Raw genomic sequence first — 13,089 nt, forward strand, 5'->3', positions numbered from 1 at the left:
CGCCATGTCATAAAAGGAAGCTGATGACCATGTCCGGGCTTACCGATCGCCAGATAAGGGAAGTGCTGCCGCAGCTGCGGCGCTTTGCCCTGTGGCTGACGCGTAATCCCGCCGGGGCTGACGATTTGGTCCAGTCCGGCCTGGAAAAAGCGTTAACCGCCTACGCGGCCCTGCAACATGAGGACAACCTGCGGGTATGGTTGTTCTCCATTCTGTACCGGCAGTTTATCGACGGGGAGCGCCGCAAAAAACGCTATTTACGGCTGTTATCGCTGTTCAAGAGCGAGGAGGAATACGCCGCCTCGCCGGAGGATCTGGCGCTGACGGATGGCGTGCTGGCGGGGTTCGCCTCGCTTCCCTCCGATCAGCGGGCCATCCTGCTGCTCGTCGCCGTCGAGGGTTTGCGTTATAAGGAAGTGGCCGAGGCCCTGGACATCCCCCTGGGTACCGTGATGTCGCGGCTGTCGCGCGCGCGCAGGCAATTGCACGATTTGGCGGAAGGCACCGCCGCGCCCGTTAATCCGTCGTTAAGGAGATTAAAATGATGACCCGGACGCCCACTGAAAACGATTTACACGCCTATGTGGACAACCAGCTCGATGAGCCGCAGCGCCGGTGGGTCCAGCACTACCTCTCCCGGCATCCCGAGGCGGCGAAAAGGGTCGCCGGCTGGCAAACTGAAACCCAGCGGCTGCGGGTCGCCTTGACCCATGACGAATCCCTGACGCAGGCGCCGGACCTCCAGACCCGTCTTGTGCAGGCGCAGGCAATCCGCCGCCGCATCCAGTCCCGGCGACAGACGCGCTTGGCGCTGGCCTTTACGCTGCTTTTTTCCCTGGGCGTGGGCGGTATTGCCGGCTGGCAGTTCCGGGACCTGGAGATGCAGCGCCATGCCTTGCCGATGGAGGACGCGGTACATGCCTACCAGCTGTTCAGCCAGGATAAACTGCCGGTGCTGGACGTGGTGGCCGATAACCGCGGTGACATGGACAATTGGGTCAGCCGCTATTTTATCAATGGCGCCATGCCGCCCAACCTGGAGGAATATGGCTTCACTCTGGTCGGGGGGCGCCTGATGGCGACGGATACCGGTCCGTCGGCGTTAATCGTTTATCAGGATAGCCAGGGGGTGCGGGTGACCTATTATATCCGGCCATCGGGGAGCAACGGCCTGAAGAGCGGCAAACGCGAGGCCGGCAACCTGCTGGCGCAGTACTGGAGCGACAATAAATACAGCTACGCCGTGGTCAGTCCGGTAAACAGCCGCCGCGCACAGCCGGTGCAAAATGCCATCGCCGCCTATACCGCCGCCCATAGGCTCTAAGGGCGGCCGTGCCTGACTAATGCCAGGATTCTGCCTGACCGTCGCTTATCGCCGCCGGCCATGAGCAGCAGTGGCGATCACCTCGCCGCTGAAACCAATAATGTCCGGTTCATTTTATTTCAGTGACGAAGCTATCGCGGCTGCGCCGGACTTTTTTCAGGTTCACCAGCCAGTCACCTTCGGCCGCCCGGTAACCGAGGGGCAGCATAACCACGCTACGCAGGTTCTTCGCCGGCAAACCGAGGATGTCATCGACCGCCGCCGGATCGAATCCTTCCATCGGCGTGGCGTCGACCTCTTCGAACGCCGCGGCAATCAAGGCCGCGCCCAGGCCGATATAAGCTTGCCGCGCGGCCGCCTGATAGTTAGCCTCCGTGCCCCGACCGGCGACGATACCCAGCAACATCTGGCGATAATTTTCCCAACCTTCGTTTTTAAAACCCCGCACGTCGTTGGTAAGGTCGAACATCATATTAACGCGATCGGGCGTGATGTCGTCCCAGGCGGCGAAAACCAGCAGGTGCGAACAGTCGGTAATCTGCGCCTGATCCCAAGCCACGGTGCGAATCTTTGCGCGGATATCCGCGTTGCTGACCACGAACAGCTCAAAGGGTTGCAGCCCGCTTGAGGTAGGCGCCAGCCGCACAGCTTCAATGATACGTTCAAGCTTTTCGGCGGGCACGCTTTTCGTCGCATCGTACTTCTTGGTGGCATAGCGCCATGCCAATCTTTCATTAACGGTGGTCATCTTGGTTTCCTTCAGGTGTGAATGTGCATGCCGGGATTGCGCCCGGGCTTGCGGCGTAGTGTCGGCCCCGGCAACCCCGGGTTAGCGGCAAAAGGCGAGCTGGCTAAATAATAGCAGCATCACCGCCCCGGCAAAACCATGCCGCGTGCCGAACATTCAGATGTTACCGCAATGGCATTGCGCAAGAGGCGCAGGCTGTTATCGGGTTCATCCCTACCGGCAGTCCACGCCGGGTAATAACGTCCGCATGGCCATCCGCATTTTTTATTTTTGTTTATATTTGATTTACACAAAGTGTGGCATAACCTGCGATTCCGAAATGTATAACACCGGATCCTCCCGGCAACCGGTATAAGTCCTACGTGTAATAGTGTGCGGTAATGATGATAAATGATGCTGTGGTGTATTGCTTTCAGGGAGCAGTAACCTGATGTGGTTATTTAAATGGGCGGCGATTCCCCTGCTGGCTTTGGGTATAATGCCTGAGGCGCTGGCAGTAAATGTCTGTCATGATCCTACGCTGGATAAGAATAAGGGTTTATGGCGGAATTTTACCGCCAATATCGCTAAAACATGGAACGCCTCACCCGACCAGGATATTTATGTGCCGGTCATAACCTGGCATAATCGCTATTTTTATGATGACGAGCATATCCGGCGTTATAATGAGCGTCCCTGGGGTTTGGGATACGGCATTTCACGACTGGACGAACGGGATAATTGGCACGCACTCTATGCCATGGCTTTTAAGGACTCCTTTAACCGCTGGGAACCTTTCGCCGGTTATGCCTGGGAATCGCAATGGCGGCCACTTGCCGATAACGATTTCAGGCTGGGAGCGGGCTTCACGCTTGGGGTCACGGCCCGGCATAATTGGCGTTATTATCCCATCCCGGCCCTATTGCCGCTGGCGTCGGTCAGCTATCACACTATTACCTTCCAGGGCACCTATATTCCTGGTTCGCGCAATAACGGCAATGTCGTTTTTGCCTGGCTGCGCTGGCGTTTTTAACCGACGGCGTCTTTGACCACCCCGCCGGGTGAGGGAGGAGGAGCCGGGGCGATAGACGCGTTCACACCCGTTGGGCGCGTACCAGCGTCAGCGAACTCATGGTCTTTGCCAGCCGGTTATGGTGTTCATCGGTAAAATATTGTTCCTCCATTTCACGCGACGTCAATTGTTCGATGATGTCAAAATGAAACGGCGCCAGGAATTGGGCGGCTTTATCAGCCTCTATACCGAACGTCCAGGCTTCACCGAGTTTCCTGACTGCCGCCACGCATTCTTGCAAACCATATTGGCTATTTTCTCCGGCAATCGCTGCGGTATCCACATAATCAAAAAATACCTGGCTCCCCGGACCGCCGTGCCGGCTAATGGCGGTAAAAATAGCCTCGACCTGTTCCGCTTCCAGATAATAGGTCAGCCCTTCCAGCACAAAAAAACATTTTTCGCCGCGTGGAATTGCACGCTGTGTCAATATTTCGTTTATGCGTTGCCGGGAAAAATCAATGGCGATAAAATGAACGTTGGCCGGAAAATCAATATCTATTTTTTTGAAAATAGCGCGTTTCTGTTGCTGCATATCAGGATGATCGACTTCATACACCTGACAGTGCCTGAGTTGTTGCTGGAAGCGGCAGCACCTGGAATCAAAACCGGCGCCAAGAATAAAGACCTGTTTACAGTCCGCGGGCAGGGTCATGAAAATGTTATCCAGGAAGTTTGTCCGGCCTAAAATATATTCATAAGTGCCGGGCGGTACCGAGGCATTAAACATCTCGTCGTTAAGTAAAAAAGATTTATGCATCAGCGATAAAAATGAGTTCAATGCATAACAGATCATTACCGCAATAAAATCGTCGCCTTTAAAGTGTTGACGTGTTTCGCCGAAAGATTTGGCCCGAAACAGACAGGTCATTTCAGCGGTGGAAGAGAAAAAAAGCTTTTTTTTCGACATAGGCCGGATCCGCCGGTAGATAAAAAGGCATTGGCGCCCTCAGAAATCAGAAAGCATAGTAGCGCTGTAAAAAAGGACAATGTTCCAGATAACATAACGTGAGCGGCATCATAAAAGACGCGCAGGCCGCGCCCCGCGGCGCGTAGGCGCGGATTCGACCGTGGGGCCGGCCGCGCCGGGGCAGGGTATAAACAGGACGAAAGATGCGTTCCGACTTGCGGCTTGGTTTGTCTGTGCTAAACCTTTAGTAGGCCTAACAAAAGGAGTTCGTTATGAAAAAAAGCTTATATGTTTTATCCGCATGTATGTTCAGCATCCTGCTGGCGGGTTGCGCCGATAATAATTATGCCATGCATACCAACGACGGACGCACCATTGTCAGTGAAGGCAAACCGAAGGTAGATGACCAGACCGGTATGATAAGCTACAAAGATGCTAATGGAACCAAGCAGCAGATCAATCGCAGTGACGTTAAGGAAATGATGGAAATCCAACACTGACGCATAACATCGCGCTAAGACGAAACCCCACCCTGCTGGGGTTTTTTTATGGCCGCAATAGTAGAATGTTATCCTGCTGGCGCTAACGCCGTTTTAATCCGCCAGGAAATCAGCCTGGCAAATCCAGCCATAAGGGCCGGTAATGAGTTAATTCCAGAAATACCATTAAATAAAGCAACCATCAATTTTCACGATCATTTACCCGATCGCTTTGGTATTAAAGATCACTCGCCCAGACTTATTTAAGCGAACGATCCGATGGTGAAAGCGGTATTTCATGCCCGGCCGGCGAAAGAGGTCATCGGCAAGCGCGCGGTCCTTTTGACAGCCAGGTCATTCTCACCGCTAAACGCCGTGCAGGGCCTTTTGATATTGACCGGGCGTTACCCCCATAAAGCGCCGAAACCAGCGGGTAAAATGGGCCTGGTCGGCAAAACCGGATAAAATACCCGCCTGGCTGAGAGGGCATCTGTGGCGGATAAGGTGCATGGCATAGCGCACCCGGGCCTGGCGCTGGTAGGCGTGGGGCGTCATGCCGTATTCGCGCTCAAACGCGCGCAGCAGGCGAAACGGCGGTATGCCGGTTTGGACGGCGATATCTATCAGACTGACGCGATCCCCCAAATGTTCATCCAAAAACGCCCGCGCCCGCCGCACCGCGCCAAGCTCCGGTCCGCCGTCCGGCGATTTGGCGGCGTCTTTAACGTAACGCTTCATCAGCGTGTCGGAAAACGCCAGATAAGCCTGATCGCGAAATAACAGCGATCCCTGGGTCTCCGAGCTGCGGTGTAGCGCATACAAAATAGCGTTAATCTGGGGATCCCTGATAATGGGGCCGGAAATCGTCAAGGCATGCCTGGCGCCGCGCTCGTCAACCAGCTGATGCAGATAAGCGATATCCACATACAGGGTACGCAGGCTCCACCCCTGCGCGGTGATGGGCCAGCCCGCATGGGGTTCGTCCGCGTCAATGGCATACAGATCGCCGCGCCGGGCGATAAATTCATTGCCCCGCGTGCGGATGCGGATATTGCCTTCAGTAAGCAGGGCGAAACAGGCCGTATCATGGGTATGCACATCATAGGAAAAATCAACAAATGTGCCGCGCAGCAGCTCGGCCTTCAGGTCGGGCGACCGCCAGACATTGACGTCGGAAGGGTTAAACGGCATCGGGACATCCTCTGGGGCAAGGGGCGCAAACACTCCTCTGTTAGGGTACATCACTTTGAAGAACCCAGGCAACGCCGGCACGCCGGGTCCGCGCCGCCCCGGCGTTTATGCCTGCGGCTATTTTAGCAGCCCGAGTTTGGCCACGATTTTGCTTATGGGCTTACGCTCGCCGACCAGGGCAAGGCCAACATACTGTAGTTCTTCGGTGGCCACGTGGGCAACCGCCTCGCGAAAAGCGGCGTAGTCGGTGGTCTGCTGGCCCTGGACGGGAAAATCAATGATGTCGCAGCCCGACCCGGCGCCTTTGGCTCTCAGGGCGGACAGCGTGGCGCGATCGGCCGCCAGAACGGTAATGCCGATGGGGATAAGGCCGGGATGTTCGCACCCGCTGGCGTCGACCAGGGGCAAGCCGACCAGCGCCGGATGGCGCTGGCCAACGGTAAGGGCGATGACGGCGGCGGCGTTTGCCGCCCTGCCCACGGGCAGTTCGCTATCGACCACGATAACGCAGCGTTCGGGTATTTTGGTTGCTTCGGACATGCCTGGGACTCCATGAAATAAAAATACCGCTCTATAATGCGGCGGCCCGTCGCCGCCGTCTTGAACGCTATTGCAGGGAGAGAAGCGCTTGGGGGGAGGAACCGCGTGGCCACGCGCTGAAAGGCCTGCGCGGCGGCGGAAATAAGCCGTGGGGTCCGGCGCTGTAACCGGCGGCTGTCCGGGTAAAAGGCCTGTCGCGGCGGCGGGCGGCGCGACAGGACGGTTCCTTAGCGGCGGATGGCAAAATGCGCCGCTAAGGGGTCGGCCACCTGCCGCGGCAAATCGGCCTCCCACGCCAGATAGGCGGCGCTGGCGGCGGCATTGCCCTCATGGCGATCGTGCAACCAGAACAAATAATCAATCTGTTGGTCGGCGGGAGGATCCTGCGGACTGCTTTGCACCGTCAATCCCGCGGCCTGCCAATCCTGCGGCTTTCCGGACACGCGTTTGGCATCGAATCCGGCGTCGATTAAATCACGCACCACGCCTGCGGCCAGCGTCCCTTGCCCGGCAAACACCAGGATCTCGCCGGCCGGCGGCAAGTCGGCCGCGATCCGCGATCGGTTTACCCAGCGCGTACCGGCGGGATGCGCCCGGCGGTATTCCCAACTGCGATCGGCGCTCAGGCCCAGGGCGCCGGCGTCCAGCCGTTGCCTGGCCGCCGCCGCGTCGATAACCGGGACGGGCGGCAACGCCAAGGGCAAGGGCGCCGTGGGGTGAGATGCGGTGTTCGCCCCATCGAACCCGGGCAGCACCACCGCGTCCCAGCCGAGCTGCAGCAGCCAATGGGCGGTGGTAGTGGCGCGCACCCCGTCATTATCATTAAGCACGATGCGCGCATTGCGCGTGCCCGCCCATTTGTCCAGCGACTGTACCAGCTGTCCGCCCGGCGCCCAGCGGGCGCCGGCCCGGTGGCCGCGCTGATATTCGTCATGATTACGGACATCGAACAGATAGGTGGTGCGCTCCGGGTCCGATTGCCATTGCCCGAGCGTGGCCGCGTCGATAACGTTTACACCGTAGCGTTGTGCCAGCGCGTCCGCCCGTGCGCGGGATGATTGCTGCGCCCGTTTGCTCAGTGGCGGGAAGTAGCGGGCATCGTCCCGTACCGTCGCCAGATCGGCCAGCCGCCAGCCCTGGGTGCCGCCGGACAACGCCACCACTTTATTAGGCACGCCGGCATTAATCAGGGTCTGCGCGCCGATGATGCCGCGCGTGCGGCCCGCGCAGGAGATCACCACCAGCGTCTCGGGCGAAGGCACCAGGTCCTCGAAGCGATAGAGCAGTTCGGCGCTGGGTACGGCGATGGCGCTGGGCACATGGAAGCGGTCGTATTCCTCTACCGTGCGGCTGTCCAGCAGGACGTAATCCTCCTGGCGTTCGATCAGGCGCGCCAGTTCGTCCGGAGCGATATCCGGCGTATGCAGCAGGTGTTCGACAAACTCGGCAAAGGCTTTATAGGGCACGTTGACGCCCTTGAATAACGGGTAACCGCCGCGCTCCCAGGCCTGTACTCCACCGGCCAGAAAATAAAGCCGGTCATATCCCAGGGCGGATAAGCGCGTTATGGCCCGCGCCGTCACATCCTCGTCGTCGCCCAGCAGCACCAAACGCGTGCCGGCGCGGGGCACCAGCGGGGGCAGGGCGGTTTCGAGCAGACTGTAGGGAACGTTAACCGCCAGCAGCGGATGGCCCTCGCCATAGGGGCCTTCTTCGCGGATATCGATAAACGCCAGCTCTTCGCCGTCGTCGAGCCAGTCCAGCAGGGCGGCCAGCGTAACGGGCCGCCCGGCGTCATGTTGTCGTGTCATAAAATGCCTGTATGAAGAAATAATGCGTTAATAACGCAGGCCCGCCTGTTTTAGCAGCGGCAGGATCCGTTGGCCGAAATAAGCCAGCTCGGGTTGATAGTCGACAAAACACAGTTGCAGTCCGTCGCAGCCGATAGCCTTGAGCCGGAGGATTTGTTCGGTGATCTGCTCCGGCGTGCCCACCAGTTGGATATTGCCGCCGACAATACGCTCATCCCGCTGGTGGCCGCGCCAGGACCGGCTATCGCCGGTAGCGTGGGTATGGAAAAATCCGTCCACCGCGCCATGGTCGGCCTGGGCGATGATCGCCTGATATACCGCCTGCGCTTCGGCTTCGGTATCGCGCGCGATAATCATCGGATTGACCAGGATCCGCACGTCGCGGTTGATTGCCTGTGCCGCCGTCCTGACCTGGCGGGTAATATCCGGCAGCGCATCGATGGCCGCCTCGAACGACGCGCCGGCGGGGCTGGTCACGAAAATCAGGTCAGCCTGACGTACCGCATGGGCGATGCCGGCGGCCGAACTGGTGGCGCTGACTATCACGGGCCGGCCATAACGGGGTTTGGGCGTGACAAACGCCTGGTTCAACCGCCACCGGTCGCTGTGGTAATCCAGGTTTTCCGTGCCGGCCCAAAGCTGCTGCAGCAGCGAAACATATTCGTCGGCAAGGGTATAGCGCTGGTCGTGGCCAGGCTGCTCCTGGCCGAACATGGCCCATTCGTCTTTACGGAAACCGGTGACGACGTTCAGGCCCCAGCGGCCCCCCGACATATGATCAAGCGTCGCGCCGAACTTGGCCAAATGCAGGGGATGCCAGGGGCCATAAAAAATATGCACCGTGGAAATCAGCAGGATGCGTTCGGTAATGGCCGCCAGGCCCGCCGCGGTCATCAGGGTGTCGAGCGCCGTTTCGCGATAGCGGATTTCTCCGCCGAACCCGCCCTTTGGCAACCAGTGCGCCGGTCCGAACACCAGTTCAAATCCCAGCGCCTCGGCCTGGCGCGTTAGCGCGGCATTGTAATCGAAGGTCCAGTCGGTGCCCCGGGGATAGGACGACATGGTCCAGCCGCCGTTATGGATGGGTAAAAACAGCCCGAGCATCAGCGGCTGTTTCATGGCTATGCCCAGGGGGCTGTCCGGCGGGAGCGGCGGCAAAACGGGATAATGCATAGGTAACCTCAAATTTTAGTGCCGATCGGGGGCAAACGGTCGTTTAGCACGAAATCGCCGATGATCTTGGTTTTGTAGGCGATGGGATCATGGGTGGTATGCGTGCGCGCATTGCGCCAGTGCCGGTCCAGGTTCAGCGGCTGTATCGTCGCGCCGGCGCCGCCGACGCGGTAGAGCATTTCGCTCACGCGCAGGGCTGCCTGTTCGGCCGCGACCTTGGCTTCGGCGACGGCGACCGAGGCCTCGCCCAGGGCGCGTTCGGCGTCCGCGCCGCGCCAGAATAACGCCATGGCCTGCTCAAGCACGCCGGCGGCGCGCCCAACCATGGCTTCGGCGCCATGAGCCAGCACCGACATTTCTCCCACCGCCTGCTGGACATACGGGTCATCGCCGGCCCGGTCAACCCCGGCGTCGCTGACGGGCCGGGCGCGGTTGCGGCCGTAATCGGCGGCATCCTCCAGCGCGGCCAGCGCGATGCCGGTATCGATTACCGCGTGCAGCAGTTGGGCAAAGGCGCCTTCATACGTGCGGCGGGTTTTCCATTCCGGCAGCGGCAGGATTTCGTCGTCGGCCAGCACGACATGCGTAAAAGTCACGCTGCCGCTGGCGGTGGTCCGCTGCCCCATGCCGTTCCAGTCATCCTGGATATGGACGCCGGCCCTGTCCGCCGGCAGCAGCGCCAGCGCCCGGCCGCCCTGGTCATCATTGGCCAGGACATAAAAATAGTGGGCGAACAGGCTGCCGGTGGCATAGTGCTTGGTGCCGTCCAAACGCCAGCCGGCGCCTTCCCGGACCAGGCGCGTGGCGATTTGTCCGACCGCGCCGGTATGGCGTTCGGCGGAGGCATTGGTGATCAGGGCGCCGTCGCCGATGGCGCCGAGGTAGCGCCGCTGCTGCGCCGGGGTGCCGTAAATGCGCAGCTTTTCGATGCCGCAGGCGTGGGGCTGGATGGCCTGGGCGATATTCGGATCGCCTTTGGCCAGGGGCAGCATCAGGCGCACCCATTGGGTCAGGCTGACCTCGCCGCCGCCGTATGCGCGCGCGACCCGTGCCGCCAGCAGGCCCGAGGAGGCCAGCGCGGCGATTTCCGCCTTGGGCAACAGCCGCTCCTGGTCGCGGCGGGCGGCGCCGGCGCTGAACTGGGCGCTGAATTGCCCGGCCGCCGCCAGTAGACGGGAAAAAGTTAGCGGGGCATCATCCCCTGAGGCCAGGTCAGTCACGATAGTCGGGCTCGCGCCGGTCAAGCAGACGCCGCAGCGCGTCGAAATGCAGCTGATAGCCGGGTTTGTACTGCGCGCCCGGCGCATCGTGCAGTGGGGTGTTATGAATCTGGTCCTGTACCTTATCCACCTGCTCCGCGCTCAATCCCCGCAGTCGCTGGCCGGTCCACAGGGCAAACAGCTGCACCCGCGCCGCGCGCTCCAGGGTATACAGCCGATCGTAGGCTTCGGCGGTGGAGCGCCCGGTCACCAGTACGCCGTGATTGCCCATAAACAGAATGGTCTTTTCGCCCAGGATCGCCGCCAGCCGTTCGCCTTCCCGCGGATCGCGGGCCAGGCCGTCGTAACCCTCGTCGTAGGCGATTTGGTCGAGCAGCAGCGCCTCGGTCTGGCCGAGCGCCAGCAGATGCTGGCTTTCCAGCCGGGTCAGCGCGCCGGCATAGGGCATATGGGTATGGAACACCGCCTGGTGTTTGGCATGGGCGGCATGGATCGGCGCATGTATACAGTAAGCGGAACGCTGGATGATGCCTTCCCCGTCCAGCTGCGTGCCGTCAAAACCGATGGTCATCAGCTCGCTGGCCCGCACTTCCGACCAATGCAGGCCGAAAGGCGGCAGCAGGAAGCGATCGTCGCTGCCCGGCACCGCCAGGGTGAAATGATTATAAATGCCTTCACTGAAATCGTGCCAGACCGCGAGACGGTGCGCGGCGGCGAGATCCAACCGCGCCTCGTGCCGGGCCGTCGCGCCGGGATCGTTGGCGGAGAACAAACTCATATTATTTTCCTTCAGGTTGCAAAGAGACATCTTTCAGCGACGATAAGGCGCCGTCCGGCGCGGTGCTCACGCCGTGAAGCCGGGTGCTGTAGACGGTGAAATTCTGCTGTTCCACCAGGGGAATAACCGGCAGGTCGGTCTGGGCCAGACGCTGGAATTCATGGAATTCGCCCGCGCGCTTGCCGGGGTCTATTTCCACCTGCAGCCGCTCGATAATCCGGTCCATGTTGGGATTGGTGTAATTCGAGGCATTGGACCAGGGCGTGCCTTGGGCGATATTTTTGCTCCAGTAGTGGCGCAGGCCGCCGATCTGCGGGTCCATCATGGGCACCCAGCGGCCGGTCTCGATATCAAAATCGTAATCGCTGTAGATGCGCTTGATAAATGTCGCCAGGTCCTGGTTACGCACCGTCAGCTCAATGCCTATCTTGCTCAGGCTCTGGCGGATAAATTCCGCCTGATTCTTGAAACCGTCGTTGACCGGGAAATAGTCGATGGCGAGGCGGAAACGTACGCCGCCGGCCTTGCGCGGGTAGCCCGCTTCGTCCAGCAGCTTCTCGGCGGCGGCGGGATCGAAGGCATACTGCGGCACGCCGTCGATGGTATAAAAACGCTTCAGCGACGAGGGAACGGGACCGGTGGCGGGTTTACCCAGGCCGTACCAGACCACGTCCACCAGCGCCTGTTTATCGATTGCCCGGTCGATGGCCTGGCGCACCTTCAGGTTGGCCAAAATGGGGTTGCGCAGGTTGAATTCCAAAAACGTATAGGCCGCCGACGAATCGTAGCCCTGCTTGGTCACCACCAACTGCGGGTTCTGGCTAAGGCGCTTTACATCGGAAAGGGGCACCGAATCATAGGGAGCATACAGAACGTCGCCGGTTTCCAACGCGGCGGCGCGCGATCCCGCGTCGGGGATAATGCTAAAGATAACCTTATCGACCTTGGGCTTGCCGCTGTCCCAATAGTCGGGGTTGCGTTCCAGCGCAATATATTGTCCCCGCTGCCATTGCACAAACCTGAAGGGGCCGGTGCCCACCGGTTTGGCATTATAAGGGCTGGTGCGCACGTCGGTGCCGGCAAACAGATGCGCCGGTAAAATCTGCGCCTCGTTGGCGTTCAGCGAACTTAAGATCACCAGAGAGGGATGTTCGAGGCGAAACACCGCGGTATGGTCATCCGGCGTTTCCACGTCCTTGAGCGCGGCAAACGTGGTGCGTCCGCGCGGATGGACTTTTTTCCAGACTTCCAGCGCCGAGTATTTTACATCCGCCGCGGTAAAGGGCTGCCCGTCGTGCCATTTAACGCCCTGGCGCAGGTGAAAAGTGATGCTCAATCCGTCCGGCGCCACTTCCCAGGAGGTCGCCAGGCTGGGCTGCGGCTGCATCTCCTGGTTATAGGACACCAGGCCTTCATAGATATTATTGGAAACCACGCCGTTAGGAAAATTAGTATTAAAGGCGGTGTTCAGCGCAACGGGCTCGGGTTGCACCAGGGCGACCAGATTACCGCCGGCGGCCAGGGCGGGCCAGACGGTCAGGGTAAAACTGATGCCGATAGCGGCAAAAATGATTTTTGGCAAAGGCAGCTGAAAAATAGGCATAAATGATGACCTTACATCCTCGGTAATTATCTGGTCCGGCGTGTGGTAATAAAAAAACTTTCTTTCATTAACAATTTGGAAACACCCTAAAATATAAATTAAGGCTGCTTTTAGCCAATGCTTTTTTTGAATTAACTTAGAACCAGCTCAGTAATAAATTCGATAGCACAAAGTTGTCTATAAACAGCAATTATTGATATTTAATTAAGTTATCTTCGCCGGGATAGACTTTCTCCGCTGTTGAAAAACATCGCCTGCACA

The 13,089-nt window shown here is 59.3% G+C and carries 14 protein-coding genes; 5 read left to right on the top strand and 9 right to left on the bottom strand.

Annotated features, from left to right (window positions below; all coding sequences use genetic code 11):
• The first annotated feature begins 23 nt into the window (after positions 1–23).
• Positions 24–545 (top strand): sigma-70 family RNA polymerase sigma factor, encoded by a 522-nt coding sequence (locus ACL2XG_RS24295; protein WP_413723307.1) that lies wholly within the window; start codon positions 24–26, stop codon positions 543–545.
• Complete coding sequence (locus ACL2XG_RS24300) at positions 542–1,324, top strand: anti-sigma factor family protein (protein ID WP_413723306.1); 783 nt, start codon at positions 542–544, stop codon at positions 1,322–1,324. The genes ACL2XG_RS24295 and ACL2XG_RS24300 overlap by 4 nt, the downstream gene beginning before the upstream one ends.
• Before the next feature lie 109 nt (positions 1,325–1,433).
• Here the strand turns inward: ACL2XG_RS24300 and ACL2XG_RS24305 are convergent, their stop codons facing one another.
• Positions 1,434–2,072, bottom strand: a complete 639-nt coding sequence (locus ACL2XG_RS24305) for a nitroreductase family protein (protein ID WP_410014261.1) — start codon at positions 2,070–2,072, stop codon at positions 1,434–1,436.
• 478 nt (positions 2,073–2,550) lie between these two features.
• On the opposite strand from ACL2XG_RS24305, the gene pagP reads away from it, so the two are divergent.
• The gene (pagP, locus tag ACL2XG_RS24310; RefSeq protein ID WP_410016768.1) at positions 2,551–3,084 is read left to right on the top strand and encodes a lipid IV(A) palmitoyltransferase PagP; all 534 of its coding nucleotides are present in this window, start codon (positions 2,551–2,553) and stop codon (positions 3,082–3,084) included.
• Between the two features lie 61 nt (positions 3,085–3,145).
• On the opposite strand, the gene ACL2XG_RS24315 is transcribed toward pagP, so the two are convergent.
• Complete coding sequence (locus tag ACL2XG_RS24315; RefSeq protein WP_413723305.1) at positions 3,146–4,033, bottom strand: class I SAM-dependent methyltransferase; 888 nt, start codon at positions 4,031–4,033, stop codon at positions 3,146–3,148.
• A 272-nt stretch (positions 4,034–4,305) separates the two neighbouring features.
• On the opposite strand from ACL2XG_RS24315, the gene ACL2XG_RS24320 reads away from it, so the two are divergent.
• Positions 4,306–4,533 carry a YgdI/YgdR family lipoprotein gene (locus ACL2XG_RS24320; RefSeq protein WP_413723304.1) on the top strand — a complete coding sequence of 76 codons (228 nt, stop codon included), beginning with the start codon at positions 4,306–4,308 and terminating at the stop codon, positions 4,531–4,533.
• Positions 4,534–4,581: 48 nt separating this feature from the next.
• Positions 4,582–4,779 (top strand): hypothetical protein, encoded by a 198-nt coding sequence (locus ACL2XG_RS24325; RefSeq protein ID WP_413723303.1) that lies wholly within the window; start codon positions 4,582–4,584, stop codon positions 4,777–4,779.
• A 99-nt stretch (positions 4,780–4,878) separates the two neighbouring features.
• On the opposite strand, the gene ACL2XG_RS24330 is transcribed toward ACL2XG_RS24325, so the two are convergent.
• From ACL2XG_RS24330 to ACL2XG_RS24360, 7 genes are all read right to left on the bottom strand, one after another.
• Positions 4,879–5,703 (bottom strand): helix-turn-helix domain-containing protein, encoded by an 825-nt coding sequence (locus ACL2XG_RS24330; protein ID WP_413723302.1) that lies wholly within the window; start codon positions 5,701–5,703, stop codon positions 4,879–4,881.
• A gap of 117 nt (positions 5,704–5,820) precedes the next feature.
• Positions 5,821–6,243 (bottom strand): DUF2000 domain-containing protein, encoded by a 423-nt coding sequence (locus ACL2XG_RS24335; RefSeq protein ID WP_413723301.1) that lies wholly within the window; start codon positions 6,241–6,243, stop codon positions 5,821–5,823.
• Between the two features lie 227 nt (positions 6,244–6,470).
• Positions 6,471–8,054, bottom strand: a complete 1,584-nt coding sequence (locus tag ACL2XG_RS24340; protein WP_413723300.1) for a rhodanese-like domain-containing protein — start codon at positions 8,052–8,054, stop codon at positions 6,471–6,473.
• Positions 8,055–8,081: 27 nt separating this feature from the next.
• Entirely contained in the window at positions 8,082–9,227 is a 1,146-nt protein-coding gene (locus ACL2XG_RS24345) for an LLM class flavin-dependent oxidoreductase (protein WP_413723299.1), read from the bottom strand.
• A gap of 8 nt (positions 9,228–9,235) precedes the next feature.
• Positions 9,236–10,447, bottom strand: a complete 1,212-nt coding sequence (locus tag ACL2XG_RS24350; RefSeq protein WP_410014269.1) for an acyl-CoA dehydrogenase family protein — start codon at positions 10,445–10,447, stop codon at positions 9,236–9,238.
• Positions 10,440–11,225 (bottom strand): class II aldolase/adducin family protein, encoded by a 786-nt coding sequence (locus ACL2XG_RS24355; RefSeq protein WP_410014270.1) that lies wholly within the window; start codon positions 11,223–11,225, stop codon positions 10,440–10,442. Before ACL2XG_RS24355 ends, ACL2XG_RS24350 begins: the two co-directional genes overlap by 8 nt.
• A gap of 1 nt (position 11,226) precedes the next feature.
• Positions 11,227–12,828, bottom strand: a complete 1,602-nt coding sequence (locus ACL2XG_RS24360; protein WP_413723298.1) for an ABC transporter substrate-binding protein — start codon at positions 12,826–12,828, stop codon at positions 11,227–11,229.
• Positions 12,829–13,089 lie beyond the last annotated feature (261 nt).

The sequence above is a fragment of the Sodalis sp. RH24 genome, assembly GCF_047324145.1.
GTDB lineage: Bacteria > Pseudomonadota > Gammaproteobacteria > Enterobacterales > Enterobacteriaceae > Acerihabitans.